Origin of the sequence: Dongia sp. (genome assembly GCF_041909655.1) — a bacterium.
Classification (GTDB): Bacteria; Pseudomonadota; Alphaproteobacteria; order Dongiales; family Dongiaceae; genus Dongia.
Genome location: NZ_JAYRDA010000001.1, coordinates 301,430 through 323,266 on the forward strand (window position 1 = coordinate 301,430; position 21,837 = coordinate 323,266).

A 21,837-nucleotide genomic window follows, 5' to 3' on the forward strand; every position below is an offset into this window, starting at 1 on the left:
CGTCTCCTAATGCGTCGTATGTTGGTGTGATTGCGTGGGAACCGGCTGAGCCGGCGGCAAGGGATCGCCGATGGCGAGGCGCATCGCGGCGATTTCCTGCTGCTGGGTGACAATGATTTCCTGGGCGAGGCGCCGGATCTGCTCGTTCTTGCCATAGCGCAGAACAGCCACGGCCATGTCGATGGCACCCTGGTGATGGGGGATCATCATGGCCACGAAATCGCGATCGACATCGCCGGTGGGGGCTACCGCCATGTCGCTCATCATGCGGTTCATGGCGGCGTCATTTTCAGCGAGGAAGGGCGTCTCGGCGGCGGAATCCTCAGCCGAAGCGGGATTCAACAGCAGCAGGCAGCCGGCAAGCGTCAACACGCAAGGCCCTGATAATCGGCGGAAAAACATGAAAAGTCTCCGAGTGATGATGTCTGCATCACTCGGTAGACAATCGGCGGGGCCAGTTTATTCCCGGCCCGGAAATTTATTATCGCTTAAAAGCCCGCATCGGCGCCGTAGCCGGGGCGCATCAGGACTTTGATCGAATCGAGGCCGTAGGCCTTTTTGATCGCCGTATCCCAATCCTTGAGGCCATAGGCATGGGTGACGATACCCTGCGAGGTCACCAGCTTGCGGTCGAGGAGGTCGATGGCGATCGGATAGCAATAGGGCCCAAGATGTGCGCCGCGGACGTCGAGTTCCTTGCGGTCACCGATGATCGACCAATCGGCGCTGGTCTCCTGGCCGAAGACCGAGAATTCGACGAAGCGGCCGAGCTTGCGGATGATCTCGAGGCCCTGGGTGACGCCGGCCGGAACGCCGGTGGTTTCGATATAGACGTCGCAGCCATAGCCCCCGGTCAGTTCGCGGACGATCTCGATCGGGTCCTGTTCCTTGGGGTTGATGGTGATGTCGGCGCCGAAATGGCGGGCGAGTTCCAGGCGCTCGGGGACCAGATCGATCACGATGAGCTTCTTGGGCGTCTTGAGATGTGCCACCTGCACCATCATCAGGCCGAGCGGGCCGGCGCCGGCGATGACCACCACGTCATCCAATTGAATGTCGCCGCGATTGACCGTGTGGATGGCACAGGAAAGCGGCTCGATAATGGCGGCATCTTCGAGCGAGACGGATTCCGGAATTTTATGGACGCGCGAGGTTGAGGGGAGGCGCATGTATTCCGCCATGCCGCCATCGGCCACGTCGCGCTGGAAGCCGAAAATGTTGTGGACTTCGCACATCCAGTATTTGCCGGATTGGCAATAACGGCAGCGGTCGCAGGGAACGATCTGTTCGGCGATGACCTTGTCGCCGGGCTTCACGCCGAAATGCTCGGCGGCACCTTCGCCGATTTCTTCGACATAGCCGAAGAATTCATGACCCGGAATCACCGGGACCTTCACCCAGGGATTCTGCCCGGCCCAGAACATGGCAGCACCGGACCAGCATTTGCAGTCGCTGGCACAGATGCCGCAGGCGGCGATCTTGATCACCAATTCCCGCGGACCCGCCTTGGGGCGTGCGATTTCCTCGACCCGGTAATCCTTGGGGCCGTGGCAGACGATGGCGGTCATTTGTCCGGAGGCGGTCTTGGGCATCTCTTTCCCCTGAAGGCGACGGTGATATGGTGGTGATGCTATTGCATCTTTGAAAATACAGATGTATTTTCTTCCCGATCACGTCAACAAAATTGTTGGAGGTGAAGCCGGAGCGGCCTCGGCAGGAAGGGAGATCCTGCTGTCTAACCCTTTATCAATTCTAATATTTTCGTCCACTCGCCTGGACTTAACTGCAAGGGAGGAACACGTGAGACATTTTCTGTTAGCGACCGTCAGTGCGACCGTCGCCATGACGGCGACCTTGGCGTTGCCGCAGACTGCCAGCGCCCAGGATTGGCTGGCTGCTGCCGCCGAGCCCCTGAAAGGCACCGAGATCAACGGCATTTTCCTGGACCGCCCGGGCTATCGCGCGATCATCAAATTGCTGCCGGAATTCGAACAGAAGACCGGCATCAAGGTGAATTACGAAATCGTCCCCTATGAGAACACCCGCGAGAAGCAGGTGCTGAACTTCACCTCGCAGGGTGATCTCACTTTGGCGCTGGTCGATCTGGTCTGGATCGGCGAATTCGCGGAGAACGGCTGGATCGATCCGATCTCGAACTTCACCGGCGACGCTTCGATCACCGATCCGAATCTGAAGCTCGATGGTTTCTTCCCGCTGCTGCTCGACGCGTTCGGTTCGTGGGGCGGCACCACCTACGGCCTGCCGTTCGACAACTATTCGGGCCTGCTGTTCTACAATTCCTGCATGCTGAAGGATGCCGGCTTTGACGCTCCGCCCGCGACCTGGGCCGATCTCAAGGACGTCTATGGTCCGAAGCTGACCGATGCGTCGAAGAATCAGTATGCCTTCGCCCTGCAATCGCTGCGCGGCGAGACGCAATCGGCCGACAGCTTCATGCGCGTATTGTGGCCGTTTGGCGGTTCCCTGCTCGACAAGGACTTCAAGTCCAATCTGATGAGCGCCGAGAGCCAGACGGGCCTCAAGTTCCGCCAGGATCTCGCCCAGTACATGCCGGAGGGCATCGTCTCCTATGACCATGCCGAGGCGGTGAACGCCCTCGCCCAGGGTCAGGTGGCGATGATCACCGAATGGTCGGCTTTCTACGGCACGTTGACCGATCCCGCGACCTCGAAGCTCGGCGATTGCCTGGCCGTGGCACCGGAACCGGAAGGTCCCGCGGGCCGCTTGCCGGCGCTGGGTGGCTTCTCGCTCGCTGTCGCCTCACAGGCGTCGGAAGAGCAGAAGAAGGCGACCTGGCTCTTCATCCAGTGGGCGACCTCGGAAGAAATCGCCCGTGCCTATGTCGAAGCGGGTGGCGTCTCGGGCCGCATGTCGATCTACGAACAGGACGACATCAAGGCGAAGTACAAGTTCGTCGAGCCGATGGTGGCCTCGTGGCAGAAGGGCGTGCCGCAATATCGTCCGCGCTTCCCGGCCTGGCCGGCCATTTCCGAAGTGATCGCGGAATGGGGCACGAAGATGCAGCTTGGCGAAGTTTCGACCGAAGACGGTGCCAAGGAGATCGGCTCGCGCATGGAAGCCATCCTGGAGAAGGAAGGCTATTACGACGGCAAGAAAGAATTGCTGCAGTAAAGACCAGTTGATTGCCAAAGGATGGCGGCCGGGACCCTCCCGACCGGCTGCCATCCGCCTCTTTATCCTTCGCTTTCGTCTTCCGGAGGGAAAATCATGCCGGACCTCTACGCCCAAGCGCTTGATGAACTGGCCGCTGTTTTCGGTCGCCTCGACTCACAAGAGGTCGATCAGGCCATCGGTGCCATCGCCGGCGCCAATCGAATCGCCCTCTACGGGGTCGGCCGCGAAGGTCTGCAGATCAAAGGTTTTGCCATGCGTCTTTTCCATCTCGGCCTCAAGGCCGCGATGGTCGGCGACATGACCACACCGCCCGTTGGCCCCGGCGATCTGCTGATCGTCTCGGCCGGGCCGGGCGCCTTCTCAACCGTGCTGGCCCTGATGGGTGTCGCCAAACAAGCCGGGGCCAAGATTCTGGTGGTGACGGCACAGGCTGGCGGCGAAGCAGCACGGCAGGCGGATCACGTCCTGGTCATTCCGGCGCAGACCATGGCTAATGACCGACCGGCCGAGAAGGCCGCCATCTCGGTTCTGCCGATGGGATCGCTTTACGAAGGGGCGCAATATGTGCTCTTCGAAATCATGATCCTGAAGTTAAGAGATCGATTGGGGATCGCCGCGGAAACCATGCGTGGCAATCACACCAATCTGGAATAAACTCGGCGCCCTTCGGATAGATTCCGGCGCCAAGAACAGGAGATCGCGGGTTTGGCCAGTGCCAGCATTTCATCCACCAGCCAGAAACCCAATCGGGGCTATCGCCGCTGGACACCCTTCTGGTTCCTGGCGCCGTCGGTCTTCGTGCTGCTGGGAATCGGCATCTATCCGACGATCTATGCGGTCATCACCTCGTTCCAGCAATTCAACCTGACGCGGCCGCGGGATGGCGCCGAGTTCATCGGCTTCGACAATTATGTGACCGTCCTCACGGACGAGACCTTCCTCAATTCCCTGGGTCTCACGGCGCGCTTCTTCCTGACGGTGATGCCGTTCCAATTGGCGTTCGGGCTTGCCATCGCGTTGCTGTTACACCGGCCGGGCTGGGGCTTCCTGCGCTCGCTCACCCGCGTCTCGCTGGTGATTCCGCTTTCCACCACCTATGCCGTGGTGGGCCTCATCGGGCGCCTGATCTTCAATCGGGATTTCGGCGTGGCCAATCAGTTCCTCGACACGATCGGGATCGGCGGCTTCGACTGGCTGGGCTCGACCACCGGCGCCTTCATCGCCATCGCGGCGATGGAAGTGTGGCAATGGACGCCATTCTGCGCGCTCATCTTCCTCGCCGGGCTCTCCATGGTGCCGGTTGAAATCGAGGAAGCAGCGCGGCTGGAGACGCCGTCGAAATGGTCGCTGCTGCGGCACGTCCAACTTCCCTATCTGCTGCCGGGCCTCACCGCCGTTCTAATTCTGCGTTCTGCCGACATCCTGAAGCTTTTCGACATGGTCTTCGTGATGACACGCGGCGGGCCGGGGGCAGCCACCGATCTCATCTCGATCTATATCCAGCGCGTGGGCTTCCGCGTCTTCGACATGGGTGTTGCGTCCGCGCAGGCCATCCTGCTGCTGATCATCACGATCATCCTCAGCCGCCTCTATATCAAATTGATCTACCGGGAGATCGAGTGATGACGACCCCTTTTTCGCGCTTCCTGCATGCCGTCGGCCTGCTGGTCGTGCTCGCCTTCACAATTTTCCCGTTCTATTGGATGGTGTCGTCGAGCTTCAAGGACCAGTCGGACCTGCTGGCATCGCCGCCCAATTGGCTGTTCACGCCGACGCTGGCACATTACGCCGAGATCTTCGCCGATCAGAAGGTCGTGGCCGCGATCGGTAATTCGCTGATCGTTGCCGGCTGCACCACCTTGCTCGCCGTGCTGTTGGGAACACCGGCCGCCTATGCCCTGGCGCGGTTCGAGTTTCGCGGCAAGACCGATCTGTGGTTCTGGTTCATCTCGAACCGCATGATCAGCCCGATCGTGCTGGCGTTGCCGATCTATCTGCTGGCGCTCCAGGCGAAGATGCTGGATACGCATCTGGTGCTGATCCTGGTTTATCTCACCTTCAATTTGCCGATCGTGGTTTGGATCTGCACCGACCAGTTCCGCTCGATCCCTGCCGATCTCGAACAGGCGGCGCGTCTAGACGGTGCCAGCCAGTTCATGATCTTCCGCAAGATCTATGTGCCGCTGGGCCTGCCAGGCATCGCGGTTTCGGCGATTTTCTCGTTCATCTTCTCGTGGAACGAATTGCTTTACGCATTGGTTCTCACGCGGCGCAGCGTGCAGACGGCACCCGTGATCGCAACGAGTTTCATGTCCGGCTACGAATTGCCCTGGGGCAAGATCATGGCGACCGGCACGCTGATCGTCCTGCCGGTGACGATCTTCGCGCTCATCGTGTCACGGCACATGATCCGAGGTCTCACCATGGGCGCCACCAAGTAAGGGAACGAGGGAGGTCGATATGGCAATTGAACTCGGCGTCAATCTCTCCTTCTGCGTCAAGCGCTGGGTGACGCCCCAACTTTGGGCGCCGGTGGTGCGCGAGCGATTGGGCCTCGATCTGGTGCAGTTCTCGTTCGATCTCGTGGACCCCACCTGGCCGGATGATCTTCTCGCCGAACTCGCCGAGGATCTCCGCACAATCCCGGCACAGCACGGCGTCCGGGTGCATTCCTGCTTCATTGGCCTCGCGCATTACACCTTCAACCAGCTTCTCCATCCCAATCCGCGCGTGCGCGACGTGGCCGAGGCGTGGCTGAAGCGCGCCTATAAATTCGCGGCGCTGGCCGGCATCACACGGGTAGGCGGTCCCCTCGGCGCGATCGCCGCCCGCACGGACGGGGTCGAGGAGGATCAACTGCCGGAAGCCGATTACCAGGATCTGGTGGCGCGTGCGAAGCGCCTCTCGGTGGCCGCGAAGGAAGCAGGCATCACCGAGCTCTTCGTCGAGCCGACGCCGTTGCGGCGCGAATGGCCCTGGACCATCGAGCAGACCCAGCGTCTCGCTGACGATCTTCGCGATGCCGCGGTCAGCTGGAAGTTCTGCATCGATTGGGGTCATGCCACGTTTGAGCCGGTTTATGGGCGCTATCGCGGCACGATGGAGCGCTGGTTCACGGCCCTGAAGCCCGAGATCGGCATGATTCACATGCAGCAGACCGATTTCCAGTATGACCGGCATTGGGACTTCACCATGCCGGGCGCGGTCGACGCCCAGGAGGCGGCCGATCTGGTAAAGCGCACGGGCCTCGCCGACCGCCCGATCTTCCTGGAGGTCTTCTATCCCTTCGAGCGGGACGACGCCTCGATCCTCAGCGCCATGTCGCAATCCATGACGATGCTGAAGAAAGCCTATGGGATCGCCGCATGAGCGATAAAGCGCGCATCGTTCCTGTGGTCAATGCCGATGGAGATGCGGAGCATATCCGCGCGCGGGTCGTCTGGTACTATTATGTGGGTGGCATCACGCAGCAGGAAATCGCCGACAAGTTCGGCATGACGCGGCTCCGGGTCAACAAGATCATCGGTCAGGCACGTGCCGATGGCTCGGTCAGGATCGATGTTCGGCTGCCTTTGGCGCATTGCGTCGAGCTGGAAGAACAATTGAAGACGCGCTTTGGCTTGGTGGACGCGCGCGTCGTGCCGAGCGTAGCGGATGCGGACGAGCTGCAACGCCTCATTGGCGAGGCGGCGGGCGAGACGCTGGATCCGCTGCTGGAGGATGGGCAGATTCTGGGTGTCGGCTGGGGTCGGACTTTGGCTGCCGCCATCAAGACGCTGACGCAAAGGCGCTTCACGAAATCCTCCGTGGCGACGCTGATGGGTAGCCTCACGCGTGGCTACGGCACGGCGACGCTGGAGGTGGCGACCGCCTTTGCCAAGGTGCTGGGCGCCGAGTGCTTCTATATCGCGGCACCGATCTACTGCCCTTCCTCGGAGAGCCTGCAGGTGCTCCGGACACATTACGGCATCGCCGAGGCAATGCGGCGGGCCGAAACCGCCGATATTGCAATGGTCTCCTGCGGCGATCTTTCCGACCGGTCGCAGTTGGCCTCGACCCAGACCGTGGCCGAAAATCTGGCCAGTCTGCGGGCGGCGGGGGCGGTGGGCGATCTTCTGGGCGTCTTCCTCGACAATCATGGCCGGCCGGTCGATCACCCGCTCAACGAGCGGGTCATGGCCTTGTCGCCGGCGCAGTTGAAGGAGATTCCGCGCACAATTCTTGCTTCCGGCGGCATGCACAAGGCACCGATCGTGGGAGCGATTTTGCGTGGCGGACTGGTGAAATCCGTGGTGACGGACGAGGCCGCCGCAACCTTCATTCTGCAACAACAGATTTAGTCCCGTTTCTTTCCGGCGCCCGGCGCCGATCTTGGAGTGATAGATGTCCTTTCTTCGTCTTGATAACGTCCAGAAGCAATTTGGCCCACACACCGTCATCAACGGCGTGTCACTTGCGGCGGAGAAGGGCGAATTCGTTGTGTTCGTGGGGCCATCCGGCTGCGGCAAGTCAACTTTGCTGCGGATGATTGCCGGGCTCGAGGACGTCAATGGTGGCGACATCTCGATCGACGGCAAGGTCGTCACCCATGTCGAACCGGCCAAGCGCGAAGTCGCCATGGTGTTTCAATCCTATGCGCTTTATCCGCATATGAGCGTGTTCGAGAACATGGCTTTCGGCCTACGCATGATCAAGATGGCGGAGGCCGAGATTACGCAACGCGTGACCGATGCCGCGCGCATCCTGCAGATCGAACCCTTGCTGAAGCGCAAGCCGCGCGAGCTTTCCGGCGGCCAGCGCCAGCGTGTCGCCATCGGCCGCGCCATCGTGCGCCACCCGAAGCTGTTCCTGTTCGACGAGCCGCTCTCGAACCTCGATGCCGAATTGCGTACCCAGATGCGGGTCGAAATCGCCAAACTGCACCGTGATCTCGGCGTCTCGATGGTCTATGTGACGCATGACCAGATCGAGGCGATGACGCTGGCCGATCGCATCGTGGTGCTGCGGGCAGGCCAGGTGGAGCAGATTGGCTCGCCCACCGAACTCTATGACCGGCCGCGTAACATGTTCGTAGCGGGCTTCATCGGCTCGCCCAAGATGAATTTCCTGGCCGGGCGGGTGACGGCTATCTCCGAGCAGGCACTCACCCTGAGCCATCCCGCGCTGGTGGGCGGTGCGCTCACCGCCGCGACGCGCGCAGCGCATCAGGTGAAGGTTGGCGATCAGGTCTCTATCGGTTTGCGGCCGGAACACCTCAACATCGGCGCGAGCGCGCCCCTTCTGGCGCTTGGCGTGGATTTTGTCGAGAATCTCGGCGGTGCGGCGCAGATCTATACCCAGGCGCCCAGCGGCGAGACGGTCACCGTCCTGGCGCCCGGTCGCCCGCAGATCGCACCCGGCGATACCCTTTCGCTCGGTATTGCGCCGGAGCACATCCATCTCTTCGACGCCAAGGGCTTGGCGCTCTGAAATCAGCGTGCCGATTCCAGGATCAAATCGGCGGCTTTCTCGGCCAGCATGATCACCGGCGCGTTGGTGTTGCCGGAGGTGACGCTGGGGAAGGCTGCCGCGTCCGCGACGCGCAACCCCTGAACCCCATGTACGCGCAGATCGGCATCCACGACCGATTGCCGCGGATCACTGCCCATGCGGCAGGTGCTCACCGGGTGAAAGACCGAGCCGGCGCGCGTGCGAATGTCTTCGACGATATCCGATTCCGTGCGGAAAGCCGGCCCCGGTTTCATCTCGCGCTCGATCAGTGAGGCGAGGGGTTCGGTCGCGGCGAGGCGACGGATGAAATGCCAACCGGAAATCATGCCGCGCAGATCGCCTTCGACCGAGAGATAACGCGGCTGAATGAGCGGCGCCTGCATTGGATCGGCACTGGCAATCTCGATCGAACCGCGGCTCTCCGGGCGGCAGAGCGAATAGCCGAGCAGGAAACCGGGGAAGGGGTCGGGATTCATCAAGGGCCGTGTCCGTGGCGGTGCCTTGGTGTAGCTCACCGGCGAGAAATAAAGCTGGATGTCCGGCTGTGACAGGCCCTCGCGCGAACGGACAAAACCACCGCCCTGGTTGAGGCTGAGGGAGAGCGGCCCGCGTCGCGTCAGCAGGTAACGAAGGCCGGCGCGCAGCTTTCCCAGAAACGGGTAGAGCGCATTGTTGAGCGTCGGACGCCGTGCGCGGAAGAGGAAGTCGTGGCAGAGATGATCCTGAAGATGTGCGCCGATGGCGGGATTTTCATGCATCACGTCGATGCCGAGGCGTTGCAGCAGGGCGCCGGGACCGATACCCGAAAGCTGCAATATCTGTGGCGAGTTGACGGCACCGGCGCTCAGAATTATTTCGCCGCGACATTGCGCCAGATGATCCTGGCCGTTCCGACGATAGAAGACGCCGGTGGCGCGGCCCTCGGTGATTTGGAGGCGTGTCGCCTGGGCGCCGGTGACGATCTGGAGATTCGGCCGGTTCCGCGCCGGGCGCAGATAGGCTGTCGCGGTGGATTCGCGCCGGCCGTTGCGGGTGGTGATGTGATAAAGCCCGGCGCATTCGGCCTCGGCACCGTTGATGTCATCGACCACGGGAATGCCGAGTGCCTGGCAGGCGGCGAGGTAATCGTCGCACACCGGATGACGATCGGGCGTGATGTCGGTGACGTTCAGGGGGCCATCGGCGCCGTGGAGATCGCTGGGGCCGAGGGGATTGTTTTCCATCTTGCGGAAGTACGGCAGCACGTCCTGCCAGGACCAACCCGCGGCGCCAGAAGCCGCCCAATCGTCGAAATCGGCCGGCAGACCGCGCACATAGACCATGGCGTTGATGGAACTGGACCCGCCCAGAACCTTGCCGCGCGGCCAATAGGAGAAGCGGCCGCCGAGCCCGGCATCGGGTGCCGTTTCATACATCCAATTGACCTTGGGATTGTAGAAGGTGCGGCCATAGCCGATCGGCGTGGTGATCCAGAAGCTGGCATCGCTGCCGCCGGCTTCCAGCAGCAGGACATTGTGATGGCCGTCAGCGGTCAGGCGGTTGGCGAGCACGCAGCCGGCTGATCCGGCGCCGACGATGATGTAATTGAATGTATCCATGGAAATCGTCAGTGCATGTCTTCTTGTGCCACCGTGCGCTTGTCGCGTTGCGCAAGCGCGCTCAAGAGAGCAAGCGCGCCCGAACCGACGATCAGGAAGAACGAGACCGCGTTGAGAACCGGGGTCGAACCAACCTTGGCGATGCGGTCATACATGGTGATGGTCAGCGGCGCGTCGGAGCCGACCAGCATCAGGGTCGTATTGAAGTTTTCGAAGGAGACCAGGAAGCCCACCAGGCTGGCGCCGATGAGGGCCGGCCGCAGAAAGGGGAGGGTCACGGTGCGCAGCACGTGGAGCCGGCTGGCGCCGAGATTGAGCGCTGCTTCCTCCAGCGCCATGTCGAACTTCTTCAGTCGGGCCGAGATCACCAGGGTGGTGATCGTGGTCAGGAAAGAGAACTGGCCGAGTATGACAAGGAAGGTGCCGGGGCGCAGGAAACCGAGATCGAGGCCCAGCCAGGCTTCCGCCTGATTGGCGAGCATGCTGGCAAAGACCAGGATCGAGATGCCAAGGATGACGCCGGGAATGACCAGCGGGATCACCATCAGCACATAGAGAAACCTTTTCCCCGGGAAATCGTGGCGCTCGAACAGGAAGGCATTGCAGGTGCCGACAAAGACCGAGAGCGCGGTGACGGCAATGCCGATCATGAAGGAATTGCCCATGCCGCGCAAAAGGCGCCGGTCGTGGAACATGCCGAGCTTGGGTTCGGTGTCGTTGAAGAACCAGTCGAGCGTGAAGCCTTTCCAGGGCAAGGCCGGAAAGAGGGAATCGTTGAAGGCGAAGATGCTGGCCGCCACCAGCGGCGCTGCGAGATAGAGGAAGAAGAGGCCGAGATAGGCGCGGTAGGCGAAGCGCAGGCCGGGCGTGCGGGGGGCGGCGACACTCATCGGATCACCTCTTGGCCACGGTGGTGGCGAGGCTCTGGCCGCTCAAACGCAGGCCCAGCCAGACCACGAGCGAGGTGAAGACCAGCAGCAGGATGCCGAAGGTGGCGCCGCTTTCCCAATTGTAACGGGTGATGAACTGGTCATAGATCTGCTCGGTGAACCACATGCTGTTCTTGCCGCCGAGCAGGATCGGGGTGAGATAGGAGCCTGCGGTCAGCATGAAGACGACGATGCAGCCCGACACGATCCCCGGCATGGCATAGGGAACGACGATGCGACGCAGGACCGTCCAGCGGCTGCCCCCCAGATTGTAGCCGGCTTCGATCAGGCTGTCGTCCATGCCGTCGAGGGTCGAGGTGATCGGCACGATCATGAAAAGGACCACGGTATAGATAAGGCCGATCACGACAGTGACGTCGTTATAAAGGAGTTCGACCGGCTCGGCGGCGAGGCCGCTCCATTGCAGCAGACCGGAAACCAGGCCGGTCTCGCGCAGCAGCATGATCCAGCCGAAGGCGCGCACGAGGTCGCTGACCCAGAGCGGAATGAGACACATCAGGAAGAGGGCCGGTCGCGCACGATGTCCGGCGATCTTGGCGATGTAATAGGCGATGGGAAAGCCGATGACGAGGGTGAGGACCGTTACCAGGATCGACATGATGGCGGTGCGCAGCAGCGTGTTCCAATAGATCGGCTCTTCCATGAAGGCGATGTAATTGGCGAGGCCAAACTGGTACTGGCCGGGGCCGAGCTTCTCGCGCAATGAGAGATAGCCGATGCCGATATGCGGCAGCACGATCAGCAACAGGATCCACAGCAGGAATGGAGCCAGCAGCGAAAAGACGAAAAGGCGGTTGATGTCCTTGCTGGCCATCTGCCGTCACGCCGCCTGGGAAAAGCATTTGGTTTGGGCCGGTGACCATGACAGGCGCACGGCATCACCCGGGCGCAGATCGGCGCCGGTGCCGGTCGGGATATAATCCACCTCGACGAGCCGGTCGCCACCGACCCGCACCAGGACACGGCTGTTGGCGCCATTGAAGAGCAGATTGTCGATGATACCGGTGACGAGATTGTCTGTTTCGGGCGATGCGTCTGTGGCTCGGGCGATCTGGATCGCCTCGGGGCGGACGAAGATGTCGACCGTGTCACCGGACGCCAATTGGCCGGCCATCGCAGTGCAAACCAGGCGTCCGGCATCCGGTGTATCCACCGCGATCTCGCCGCCGCTCTGCGACAGAACACGGCCGCTGAAGCGATTGCTGTCGCCGACGAAGCCGGCGACGAAGGCTGTCATCGGGGCATGATAGAGCTCCTGTGGAGAGCCCACCTGTTCGAAGCGGCCCGCATTCATGACAGCGACGCGGTCCGACATGACCAATGCCTCGGATTGGTCATGGGTGATGTAGACAAAAGTCGTGTCGAACTGGTGCTGGAGCAATTTGAGCTCGATCTTCATATGCTCGCGCAATTTGAGATCGAGAGCGCCCAGGGGCTCATCGAGCAGCAGAACGTCCGGTTCCAGTACCATGCAGCGGGCGATGGCGATGCGCTGCTTCTGGCCGCCGGAGAGCTGGTTGATTTCCTTGCCGGCGACATCGGGCAGGCCGATCCGCTGCAGCACGTCATCGACGCGGCGTTTGATGTCGGTCCGGTTGAGGCCGGCGCAGCGCAAGCCATAGGCGATGTTTTCGCCCACATTCATCATTGGAAAGAGGGCAAGATGCTGGAACACCATCTTGACATTGCGCTTGTTGGGCGGCGTGCCGGTGACCGAACGGCCCTTCAGGCGAATGTCTCCGGCCGAGGGTTCCTCGAAGCCCGCGATCATGCGCATGAGCGTGGTCTTGCCGCAGCCGGAGGGGCCAAGGATCGAGAAGAAGGAGCCGCTGGGAATGTCGAAAGAGACATCGTTGACGGCCGTAAAGGCGCCGAAGCGCTTGGTGATGCCGAGGCATTCCAGGTCGTAGGTCATGATTCCCCGAAAACCGGCGGGAGGGAAATTGTCCCCTCCCGCGGTCGCTCATCAAAACAGTGGATCAGTTCGACGTGGCGGCCTTGATCTTTTCCAAGGTCTTGCCTTCCATATCTTCAACTCCCGCCGGAATATTGGCAAAGAACTTCAGATTGGCGATGTCGGCCTCGGTAAAGGCGGCGGCGACGGCGGCCTTCTTGTCCTCCGGCAGCAGATCGGCGCCGCCCTTGACGGCGGCGATGGCGCCGGTGCTGGCCGACATCATGGTGACGATCTCGGGCTGCAGGACGAAATTGATCCACTTATAGGCGGCATCGTCAGCCTCGCCCTTGGCCGGGATCGCGAAGGTATCGATCCAGGCAAGCGCCCCGGTCTCGGGCGGCACGAAGACGATATTGGGGTTTTCATTATAGAGCTTGAAGGCGGTCGAATCCCAGGTCTCGGAGGCAATCACTTCGCCCGACAGCATGAGATTGGCGAGATCGTCGCCGCCCTGCCAATAGGCCTTGAGGTTGTCCTTGCAGGCGATCAGCTTGTCGGCGACCTTGTCGAGGAGCTGCTGGTATTTGGCAAGATCGGCATAGGCCTCGAACGGGTTCTCGCCCATGGCGAAGGCGGTGCCGAGCAGGATCGTGCGCTTCAGGCGCATCGAGGTCTTGCCCTTGTATTTGGGATCGCAGAGATCGCCCCAGCTTTTGATCTCCGGCGCTTTCGACTTGTCGACCATGATGCCGGACGTGCCCCATTGATGCGGCACGGCATAGACCTTGCCATCGATGGTGGTGTTCTGCTTGACGCCGTCGAACAGCTTTTCGTCGATGACCGAGGTCTCGATCTGGGAAAGATCAAGCGGCTTGTAGATGCCGTACTCCTGCTGCACTGCATAGATGCGGTCGTGGCTGGGCTGGGCGAGGTCGTAGCCGGCACCACCGGTGGCGCGCAGTTTCGCAATCATTTCTTCGTTGTTCGAGAAGGTCACCTCGACATCGATGTCGGGATATTTCTGCTCGAAGAGCTCAATCACCTGGTCCGGCGCGTAGGAGCCCCAGGTCAACAAGCGCAAAGTTTCGGCATTGGCGGCCTGCGCGAAGGCAAGGCTCGCCAGCGTGATCGTACCGGTCGTGAGGATTTTGGCTGTAGCCCGTTTCATGATCTCGGTTCTCCCTCCGGGCGCTTTTGCCCGATTTTCTGTTGCCTCCCCGCGGGTCTTCGAAATGGATAACGGAACGAAGATCGCGCGATCGGATGACATTAGAAGTGGCGAATGGTCGCAACGGTAGGTCCATTCTGGACTAAGGTGCAGACCATTCTCCGGGAGACCCGCCGAATCAGACGCGCTGGCTGATCTGATAGGTCGCGCGTTCCAGCCATGTGGGCTCGATCTCGATGCCCCAGCCGGGCGCATCGGTAACCGTCACCTTGCCGTCCTTGACCTCGTAGGGATCGTTGCGGAAGAGGCCGTATTGCCAGGGGTAATAATCGGCGCCTTCGATCGAGAATTCGAGATATTTGCCGGGATTCCCGATGGCGCGGAGGAGATGCATGGTGAAGAGCGTCACCAGGGACCAATTGGCGGCGTGCGGGGTGCAGGGGAGCCCGGCCTTGGCGCCCATCTCGGCGACGCGCATGGCCCGCACCATGCCGCCGATATAGCAGACATCGGGCTGGATGATGTCGACCGCCTTCATTTCGATCATGTGGCGCCAGGTTGGGATCATGCAATCCTGCTCGCCGGCGGCGACGTCGAGGTCGAGCGCATCGCGCACTTCGCGTATCTGCTCAAGCTCCCAGTAGATACAGGGCTCCTCGAAATGCACGACATTGTTGTCCTGCAGCATGCGCCCGACCTCGATGGCGCGGGTGGGCGAGAAGCCGCTATTGCCATCGACCAGCAATTCGGCCTGATCGCCCAGCGCTTTACGGATGGTGGGCACGATTGCCTCGGTGCGGCCGGGCCATTCGTCGATGTCATGGCCGAATTCGGCGCCGACGCGGAATTTGAAGGCATCGAAGCCATGTTTGTCGCGCAAAGCGAGGAATCGCTTGGCTTCATCCTCCGGCGTGATGTCGCGCTTCATCGAGGAGGCATAGGCGCGAATTTTGCCGGGCGTGCCGCCCAGCAATTCGCAGACAGGCTTGCCCTCGATCTTGCCACGGAGGTCCCAGAGCGCGGTGTCCAGGCCGCAAATGGCGCGGCAGAGATAGGAGCCGGGGAATTTCAGCTCCTTCTCCGGAATAAGATCCACCAGCCGGGCGATATCGTCGCCCGTATCGATCGACCAGCCCAACGCCCAGGGTGCTACCTGGCGATGCACGATCTGGCTGGTGATATCCGAATTATAGGTCGAGACCTGACCCCAGCCCTGCGATCCGTCATCGGCGGTGACCCGCACGAAGCCGACATATTGGTTGGTGAATGTCTCGATCGATTTGATCTTCATCTTTGGGGGCCTGGGTAAATGGTCAAAAATGATAAGGCCGGACGGTGCAAGGTGCCATGAAACCCGGCTTCACTTGGCGATTACAAACGATCATATTGGTCGGAACGGAAGGTCCATTTTGGACAATTTACCGGACCGCTTGCCGGAAATGCAGCGATTCATGGGTCTGTAACAGAATGGTCAAGAAGTCCGGCGGCGCCTTGCTGCTCTCCGTCAAACTGGATGCCAAATCGGAGAAGCCGCTCAGCACGCAGCTCTGTCTGGCGCTGCGGGACCTCATCTTGTCAGGCGGGCTGAGGGCCGGTGACCGGCTGCCGGCCAGCCGCACCATTGCCGACGACCTCAAAGTCTCCCGCACGACGGTGATCGAAGCCTTCACGCGACTTCAGGCGGAGGGGCTGATCGAATCGCGGACCGGCGCCGGTTCATATGTCGCCCGCGCCCTTGAGGCCCATCGGCCGCGCATGGTTCAGCCCATAACGGATACGGCCAGCGTGAAGCGGCCGCCGCGCCTGGCGCGCAGTATGACCCATGGCGCACCGATCATCCTTGACCGCCTGACCCACGAGCCGCGGGCCTTCACGACCGCGATGCCGGCCTTCGATGCCTTTCCCATGGGTCTCTGGGCGCGGCATGTCGCCAAACACTGGCGGGCGCGGCGTGACGTGACCTTGGGCTATGGCGACACCCAGGGCTACATGCCGCTGCGCCGCGCGATCGCCGCGCATCTCCGCGCCAACCGGGCGATCGCCTGTGAGCCGGGGGAGGTTTTCATCACCAATGGCGCACAGCACGCCTTCCAGCTCATCGCCAGCATCCTAATCGATCCAGGTGACCGCATCTGGTTCGAGAATCCCGGCGCCATCGGCGCCAGGAATTGCTTTGCCGCCGCCGGGGCGGAATTGCTGCCGGTCCCGGTCGATGGGGAAGGGCTGATGGTCGAAGCCGGTCTGGCGCGGGCGCCGTTCTTCCGCCTCGCCTTCGTGACGCCTGCGCATCAGCAACCTTTGGGTTCGACCATGAGCCTGCGACGCCGTCTCGCTTTGCTGGCCGCGGCGGAAGCCGCCGATGCCTGGGTGGTGGAAGACGATTACGATGGCGAATTCTGCTATGCCGGTCTGCCGCCACCGACCCTGAAGAGCACCGATACCGCCGACCGCGTCATCTATGTCGGGACATTCAGCAAGACTTTGTTCCCTGCCTTGCGCCTGGGCTATGTGCTGGTGCCCAAGGGATTGGTCGAGGTATTCGACAAGCTGATCAAGTCCTTCGTCACCGGCGTGCCGTCGAACCCGCAGGCAGTGGTAGCTGATTTCATGGATGAAGGGCATTTTGCGGCCCATATCCGCCGCATGCGCAAACTCTATGCCGAGCGCCACGATGCGTTGATCGACGCGGCGCGAGCGAAGCTCGGTGGGCTTATCGAGGTGATGCCGACCGATACCGGGTTGCACACGATCGGCGTTCTGCCGCAAGGGACATCGGAGAGTGCGATTAGCGCTGCGGCCCTGGCGCGCAATATCACCGTGGTGCCCTTCGGGCGCTACAGTATCGAGCCTATTCAGCAATCCGGTCTCGTACTGGGGTTCAGCGGCATCGGCACCGGCGAGATCCGCAAGGGCGTCGACATCCTGGCCGAGATCATCACCGGCGCGGCGCGCGGCCCTCGATCAAAGCACGCTGTTCCTGGAACAACGCCACCAGCGCATCCATGACGCCGCGCACCCGGGGCGAGTTCCTGAGATCGCGGTGAACCAGCAGCCATTGATCGGCAGCAATTTCGGCAAGTGGCTTCCCGATACGATGGAGAATCGGATCGGTATCGCCCAGATAACACGGCAGGATGGTGGCGCCCGTCCCGGTCCGCGCGGCCTCGCGCAGCACCATCCAGTCATTGACGCGCACGACCGGCTTGGCACCGTCCAGCAAGGCGCGGATCCAGGATTGACCCGGCATGTAGGCATGATCGTCATCGAAGCCGAGCCAGGGCAGGCGGCGCAATTGATCGCGCGCCGGCCTGGCGGGAGCAAGATCGGGATGGCTGTAAACGGCATAGGCCGCGCGGCCCAGCTTGCGCGTGACCAGGCTGGCGAGATCAGGCACCTGGTCGCGGATGAGCAGATCGGCCTCGCGCCGCGATAGATTGGCCAGCATGTGGCTGGCGACGAGTTCGTATTCGACGCAGAGCAGATTTGTGCGCAGACGCGGCAGATGACTGGCCAGGAAGGCGGTCATGCTTTCGCCCGCCGAAAGGCGCACGGGGCCGCGACTGGTGTCGCCCAGTCCGACACTGCGCCGCTCGATGGATTGCGCGGCCAGTTCCATCGTCTCGGCATCAGCCAGGAGATCCTCGCCGGCGGCGGTCAGGGCATAGCGGTCCGGCAGGCGGTCGAACAGCCGCGCGCCGATCGACTCTTCCAGCGCCTTGATCCGCCGCGCCACGGTCGGGTGGCTGACGTCCAGTTGTTTGGCGACATTGGTGAGCTTGCCCGAGCGCGCCAGGCTGAGAAACACATGGAGATCGTCCCAGTTCACGGCGGGGCCCTTTCCAGCGAGACTTATGTGTACAAATTCGTACAGCCACTGCACCGAAATGTCGAATGCTGAACGAATTTGTGAGGAGTAATCTATGCCCCGATGAGTGATCGATCAAGGATTGGGGCCGGCCATGCATTTCGAATCGCGATTGTGGATATTTACCCGGGGCGTTCGCATGCGCATCCTTTGGGCGGTTGTCATCGGCCTCGTCGGTACGGCTCTCGGCATCGCGCGGCTGGGGCTGCTGGGCTGGTTGATCGGCGCGCTGTTTTCGGGCGCCATGATCGAGCAATTGTTCTGGCCGATCACCGCCATAGCAACCGTCATGATCTTGCGCGGTGTGTTCGAACATTGGCGCGCGATGGTGGCTCATGAAACCGCTTCACGCGTGCAGGCGAAGCTGCGCCAGACCATCTTCGAGAAGATCGCATCCCTCGGGCCGGGTGCCGTCGGCCGCCAGCGCTCCGGCATTCTCAGCCTCTCGCTGATATCGGGTGTCGAGCAACTGGAGACCTATTTCGGGCAATTCCTGCCGCAATTCCTGATCGCGCTGCTGACGCCCTTTCTGATCTTCGCCGTGATCGCCTTCATCGATCTGCCGGTGGCCGGCGTGATGCTGGCCTTTGCGCTCATCGCCTTGTTCGCGCCGGCAATGTGGCACAGTTTCGAGGTGCGCAAGTCGCACGAGCTGGATCGGGCGCATGCCAGCTACTCGGCCGAGTTTCTGGACTCATTGCAGGGGCTCGCTACCCTCAAGGCCTTCGGGCAGAGCAGGGCACGGGCCGATCTGCTGGAAAGGGAAGCCCAGAACCTATTCCGCCGCACGATGTGGGTTTTGGCGACGAACGTGCTCTCGCGCGGCATCACCGATAGTGCCATTGCCTGCGGCGCGGCAGCAGCCCTGGCCTTGGGCGCCTATCGGGTGGAGAGCGGCGGCATGGCATTGACGTCCCTGCTGATCATCCTGATGCTGGGCGTCGAAGTGTTCCGCCCGATGCGCGAGCTCCGCAACGTGCTCCATCAAGGTATGGTCGGCATGGCGGCAGCGCAGGGGATCTACCGGATATTCGACGAACAGCCGGTGCTGGGCGATGTTCCTGCAGCCGCACTCGCGCAGCCGCTACAGGCCAGCATTACTTTCGATGCCGTGCGCTTCCGTTACCCCGGCACCCGGCGCCTCGTGCATCAAGGCTTGAGCTTCAATGCCGCTGCGGGCGAGCGGATCGGTATTGTCGGCGGATCGGGCGGCGGCAAATCCTCGATCGTGCGTTTGTTGCTGCGCTTCTACGATCCGGAAGTGGGCAGCATCAAGATAGGCGGACATGATCTGCGCAGCCTCTCCTTCGCGCAGATTCGGAGCATGATTTCGGTGGTCAACCAGGATTGCGTCCTGTTTCACGGCACGATCGAAGACAATATCCGCATGGGAAGGCCCGATGCGGTGCCGGCCGAGATTGAGGCAGCGGCATGCGCGGCGAACATTCACGATTTCATCCAGGGCCTGCCGGATGGCTACCGGACTTTGGTCGGCGAACGCGGCGTCAAACTCTCCGGCGGACAGCGGCAGCGCCTAGCCATCGCCCGCGCTGTGCTGCGGGATGCGCCGATCCTGGTGCTGGACGAGGCTTTGTCCGCAATCGATGCCGCCAACGAGACGGTGATCCAGGGAGCGCTCGACAAGCTGATGCAAGGCCGCACGACCCTCATCTTTGCGCATCGTTTGTCGAGCGTCATCGGGTGCGATCGTATCCTGGTGCTGGATCAGGGCCGCGTCGTAGCAAGTGGATCGCATGCAAGCCTGCTGGCGGCGGGTGGTGTCTATGCTGATCTGATGCGCGAGCAGGCGCAGGAATCGGGGCAGACCGCTCGATCGAACCCGATTCTAGCCGAGGGTGGGCCGCAAGATGAGATTGGCCATGTGCCGGAAGGTAGCCTGGCGCCGACGGAAGGCGTCATCAGGGCGGAAGGTCTTACCTGGCCGCAATTGATCGTCAACCTGATGAAACTGGCGATGCCCTGGAAGGGGCGCCTTGCCGCCACCTTCCTGTTCGGCGTGTTGCGCGTTGTGGCGTTCATCGGCGTGGGCGTCCTGAGCGCGCTCACCGTGCTGGCGCTGAAGAACGGTGCCCCTTACGGGCATTGGCTCTGGGCGCTCGCAATTCTGGCGCCGCTGGCCGGTCTGCTGCATTGGCTTGAGTCCTGGGTCGCCCATGACATGGCTTTCCGATTGCTGGCCGATATGCGCCTCGCGGTCTTCCGAAAGCTGGATGCACTGGCCCCGGCCTATCTGGTGCGCCGCCGCAGCGGCGATCTGATGACTCTGGTGACCCATGACATCGAGTTGGTCGAGTATTTCTTTGCGCATACCATCGCCCCGGCCTTCGTCGCCGTGCTGGTGCCGGCTGTCGTGGTGGCCGTGCTGTGGGGTGCTCATCCCTGGCTGGCTCTGTCGCTGCTGCCTTTCCTGCTGGCGGTCGGAATCTGTCCCTTCCTGCAACGTGGCAAGGTTGATCGGCTGGGTTCCGAAGCGCGCGAAGCGGCGGGCGAGATGGGTGCCTTTGCCGTTGATTCCGTGCAGGCCCTGGGCGAGATCGTCGCCTTCCAGCAGGAGGAAAGGCGTGCCACGCAGTTGGCGGAATTGACTCGGCGGCATGTGGCCCTGCGTCTGCCTTTCTACCGCGAGCTCACTCTGCAGCAGAGCCTGCTGGAGATTCTCACCGGCCTTGGTGGTCTCGCCGTGGTGGTGGCGGGTGGATTGCTTGCCCAAGCCGGTTCGCTGGATCCGGCGCTGCTGCCCCTTCTCACCATCCTGGCGATGGCGGCCTTCCTGCCGGTTTCAGAAATCGCGCAGGTCGGGCGCCAATTGGCGGATACCCTGGGTGCCACCCGCCGGATCTATGGCTTGATGAACGAAGGGGTGCCGGTGCAGGACGGGCCGGGCGTTGCGGAGGCGATCGGACCTGTGCGCCTGGCACTCGAAGGAGTGAGCTTTACCTATCCGGGCCAGGCGAGGCCGGCGCTGACGGCCGTGGGCTTCGACATTCCGGCCGGGCGTACGCTGGCTCTGGTCGGCATGTCGGGTGCAGGCAAAACCACGATTGCACAATTGCTGCTGCGGTTTTGGGACCCGGCGCAGGGTAGGCTCACCTTGAACGATCGCGATCTGCGCGATTATCGTTTGGACGATTTGCGCCGTCAGATCGCGCTGGTCGCGCAGGATACCTATCTCTTCAATGACAGCCTGCGGGCGAATTTGCTGATCGCCCGGCCGCAGGCGAGCGAGATCGAGTTGCAGGCAGCGATCGATCATGCTTCTTTGCGCGATCTCGTCGACGGTCTGCCGGACGGGCTGGACTCACCTGTGGGCGAACGCGGTACGAGTCTTTCCGGCGGCCAGCGCCAGCGCGTGGCCATCGCCCGCGCTTTCCTCAAGGATGCACCGGTTCTGATCCTGGACGAGGCCACCTCGCATCTCGATGCCCTCAACGAGCGGGCGGTGCGCCAGGCGCTCGATCGGTTGAAGGCCGACCGGACGACCATCGTCATCGCACATCGCCTGTCGACCATCCGGGATGCCGATTGCATCGTGGTAATGGGCGAGGGGCGCGTGCTGGAAACCGGAACGCATGACGGCCTGCTCGCCGCGCGCGGTGCCTATGCACGGCTTGTCGCAAGCCAGCTATCCGGGGGTGTGGCCAACGCTGCGCAATAGGGGCAATGCAAATCGGGCAATTGTTGCGGTGGGTCAC

Annotated in this window: 18 protein-coding genes; 9 read left to right on the plus strand and 9 right to left on the minus strand. The window is 62.0% G+C overall.

Annotation, left to right across the window (positions count from 1 at the left end):
• Positions 1-6: 6 nt before the first annotated feature.
• Together ACE3PR_RS01315 and ACE3PR_RS01320 are read right to left on the minus strand one after the other, a co-directional pair.
• On the minus strand, positions 7-372 hold the full coding sequence (locus tag ACE3PR_RS01315) for a DUF305 domain-containing protein (RefSeq protein ID WP_374367285.1): 366 nt from the start codon (positions 370-372) through the stop codon (positions 7-9).
• Positions 373-488: 116 nt separating this feature from the next.
• Positions 489-1,592, minus strand: a complete 1,104-nt coding sequence (locus ACE3PR_RS01320) for an alcohol dehydrogenase catalytic domain-containing protein (protein ID WP_374367287.1) — start codon at positions 1,590-1,592, stop codon at positions 489-491.
• Positions 1,593-1,800: 208 nt separating this feature from the next.
• Here ACE3PR_RS01320 and ACE3PR_RS01325 point away from each other — a divergent pair, with 208 nt between their 5' ends.
• From ACE3PR_RS01325 to ACE3PR_RS01355, 7 genes are all read left to right on the plus strand, one after another.
• A complete protein-coding gene (locus ACE3PR_RS01325) occupies positions 1,801-3,153 on the plus strand; it encodes a sugar ABC transporter substrate-binding protein (protein WP_374367290.1) in 1,353 nt (450 codons plus the stop codon).
• A gap of 96 nt (positions 3,154-3,249) precedes the next feature.
• Positions 3,250-3,810, plus strand: a complete 561-nt coding sequence (locus ACE3PR_RS01330) for an SIS domain-containing protein (protein ID WP_374367292.1) — start codon at positions 3,250-3,252, stop codon at positions 3,808-3,810.
• Between the two features lie 51 nt (positions 3,811-3,861).
• Positions 3,862-4,779, plus strand: coding sequence for a carbohydrate ABC transporter permease (locus tag ACE3PR_RS01335; RefSeq protein WP_374367295.1), 918 nt, complete (start codon positions 3,862-3,864; stop codon positions 4,777-4,779).
• Complete coding sequence (locus tag ACE3PR_RS01340; RefSeq protein ID WP_374367299.1) at positions 4,779-5,597, plus strand: carbohydrate ABC transporter permease; 819 nt, start codon at positions 4,779-4,781, stop codon at positions 5,595-5,597. Before ACE3PR_RS01335 ends, ACE3PR_RS01340 begins: the two co-directional genes overlap by 1 nt.
• 19 nt (positions 5,598-5,616) lie before the next feature.
• Positions 5,617-6,525, plus strand: coding sequence for a sugar phosphate isomerase/epimerase family protein (locus tag ACE3PR_RS01345; protein ID WP_374367301.1), 909 nt, complete (start codon positions 5,617-5,619; stop codon positions 6,523-6,525).
• Positions 6,522-7,496 (plus strand): sugar-binding transcriptional regulator, encoded by a 975-nt coding sequence (locus ACE3PR_RS01350; RefSeq protein ID WP_374367303.1) that lies wholly within the window; start codon positions 6,522-6,524, stop codon positions 7,494-7,496. The genes ACE3PR_RS01345 and ACE3PR_RS01350 overlap by 4 nt, the downstream gene beginning before the upstream one ends.
• Positions 7,497-7,539: 43 nt before the next feature.
• The gene (locus ACE3PR_RS01355) at positions 7,540-8,625 is read left to right on the plus strand and encodes an ABC transporter ATP-binding protein (RefSeq protein WP_374367306.1); all 1,086 of its coding nucleotides are present in this window, start codon (positions 7,540-7,542) and stop codon (positions 8,623-8,625) included.
• A 2-nt stretch (positions 8,626-8,627) separates the two neighbouring features.
• On the opposite strand, the gene ACE3PR_RS01360 is transcribed toward ACE3PR_RS01355, so the two are convergent.
• The 6 genes from ACE3PR_RS01360 to ACE3PR_RS01385 form a co-directional block, all read right to left on the minus strand.
• Entirely contained in the window at positions 8,628-10,244 is a 1,617-nt protein-coding gene (locus tag ACE3PR_RS01360) for a GMC family oxidoreductase (protein WP_374367309.1), read from the minus strand.
• 8 nt (positions 10,245-10,252) lie between these two features.
• A complete protein-coding gene (locus ACE3PR_RS01365) occupies positions 10,253-11,134 on the minus strand; it encodes an ABC transporter permease (protein ID WP_374367312.1) in 882 nt (293 codons plus the stop codon).
• A gap of 4 nt (positions 11,135-11,138) precedes the next feature.
• A complete protein-coding gene (locus ACE3PR_RS01370; RefSeq protein ID WP_374367314.1) occupies positions 11,139-12,008 on the minus strand; it encodes an ABC transporter permease in 870 nt (289 codons plus the stop codon).
• A 6-nt stretch (positions 12,009-12,014) separates the two neighbouring features.
• On the minus strand, positions 12,015-13,109 hold the full coding sequence (locus ACE3PR_RS01375; protein WP_374367316.1) for an ABC transporter ATP-binding protein: 1,095 nt from the start codon (positions 13,107-13,109) through the stop codon (positions 12,015-12,017).
• A 64-nt stretch (positions 13,110-13,173) separates the two neighbouring features.
• Positions 13,174-14,259 carry an extracellular solute-binding protein gene (locus ACE3PR_RS01380; RefSeq protein ID WP_374367318.1) on the minus strand — a complete coding sequence of 362 codons (1,086 nt, stop codon included), beginning with the start codon at positions 14,257-14,259 and terminating at the stop codon, positions 13,174-13,176.
• A 178-nt stretch (positions 14,260-14,437) separates the two neighbouring features.
• Positions 14,438-15,550, minus strand: coding sequence for a mandelate racemase/muconate lactonizing enzyme family protein (locus tag ACE3PR_RS01385; RefSeq protein WP_374367320.1), 1,113 nt, complete (start codon positions 15,548-15,550; stop codon positions 14,438-14,440).
• 176 nt (positions 15,551-15,726) lie between these two features.
• Here ACE3PR_RS01385 and ACE3PR_RS01390 point away from each other — a divergent pair, with 176 nt between their 5' ends.
• Complete coding sequence (locus tag ACE3PR_RS01390; RefSeq protein WP_374367323.1) at positions 15,727-17,265, plus strand: PLP-dependent aminotransferase family protein; 1,539 nt, start codon at positions 15,727-15,729, stop codon at positions 17,263-17,265.
• Here the strand turns inward: ACE3PR_RS01390 and ACE3PR_RS01395 are convergent.
• Positions 17,195-18,085: a LysR family transcriptional regulator gene (locus tag ACE3PR_RS01395; RefSeq protein ID WP_374367325.1), complete on the minus strand. Its 891-nt coding sequence runs from the start codon at positions 18,083-18,085 to the stop codon at positions 17,195-17,197. The two genes, ACE3PR_RS01390 and ACE3PR_RS01395, sit on opposite strands and share 71 nt — an antisense overlap.
• Before the next feature lie 178 nt (positions 18,086-18,263).
• On the opposite strand from ACE3PR_RS01395, the gene ACE3PR_RS01400 reads away from it, so the two are divergent.
• Positions 18,264-21,800, plus strand: a complete 3,537-nt coding sequence (locus tag ACE3PR_RS01400; protein WP_374367327.1) for an ABC transporter ATP-binding protein — start codon at positions 18,264-18,266, stop codon at positions 21,798-21,800.
• The last annotated feature ends 37 nt before the right edge of the window (positions 21,801-21,837 follow it).

What these genes read in the sequence shown, in the direction of transcription:
- ACE3PR_RS01350 (WP_374367303.1), top strand. Translation starts at nt 6,522, where the DNA reads ATGAGCGATAAAGCGCGCATCGTTCCTGTGGTCAATGCCGATGGAGAT.
- ACE3PR_RS01375 (WP_374367316.1), bottom strand. Translation starts at nt 13,109, where the DNA reads ATGACCTACGACCTGGAATGCCTCGGCATCACCAAGCGCTTCGGCGCC.
- ACE3PR_RS01380 (WP_374367318.1), bottom strand. Translation starts at nt 14,259, where the DNA reads ATGAAACGGGCTACAGCCAAAATCCTCACGACCGGTACGATCACGCTG.
- ACE3PR_RS01385 (WP_374367320.1), bottom strand. Translation starts at nt 15,550, where the DNA reads ATGAAGATCAAATCGATCGAGACATTCACCAACCAATATGTCGGCTTC.
- ACE3PR_RS01320 (WP_374367287.1), bottom strand. Translation starts at nt 1,592, where the DNA reads ATGCCCAAGACCGCCTCCGGACAAATGACCGCCATCGTCTGCCACGGC.
- ACE3PR_RS01340 (WP_374367299.1), top strand. Translation starts at nt 4,779, where the DNA reads ATGACGACCCCTTTTTCGCGCTTCCTGCATGCCGTCGGCCTGCTGGTC.
- ACE3PR_RS01330 (WP_374367292.1), top strand. Translation starts at nt 3,250, where the DNA reads ATGCCGGACCTCTACGCCCAAGCGCTTGATGAACTGGCCGCTGTTTTC.
- ACE3PR_RS01400 (WP_374367327.1), top strand. Translation starts at nt 18,264, where the DNA reads ATGCGCATCCTTTGGGCGGTTGTCATCGGCCTCGTCGGTACGGCTCTC.
- ACE3PR_RS01370 (WP_374367314.1), bottom strand. Translation starts at nt 12,008, where the DNA reads ATGGCCAGCAAGGACATCAACCGCCTTTTCGTCTTTTCGCTGCTGGCT.
- ACE3PR_RS01390 (WP_374367323.1), top strand. Translation starts at nt 15,727, where the DNA reads ATGGTCAAGAAGTCCGGCGGCGCCTTGCTGCTCTCCGTCAAACTGGAT.
- ACE3PR_RS01345 (WP_374367301.1), top strand. Translation starts at nt 5,617, where the DNA reads ATGGCAATTGAACTCGGCGTCAATCTCTCCTTCTGCGTCAAGCGCTGG.
- ACE3PR_RS01355 (WP_374367306.1), top strand. Translation starts at nt 7,540, where the DNA reads ATGTCCTTTCTTCGTCTTGATAACGTCCAGAAGCAATTTGGCCCACAC.
- ACE3PR_RS01365 (WP_374367312.1), bottom strand. Translation starts at nt 11,134, where the DNA reads ATGAGTGTCGCCGCCCCCCGCACGCCCGGCCTGCGCTTCGCCTACCGC.
- ACE3PR_RS01360 (WP_374367309.1), bottom strand. Translation starts at nt 10,244, where the DNA reads ATGGATACATTCAATTACATCATCGTCGGCGCCGGATCAGCCGGCTGC.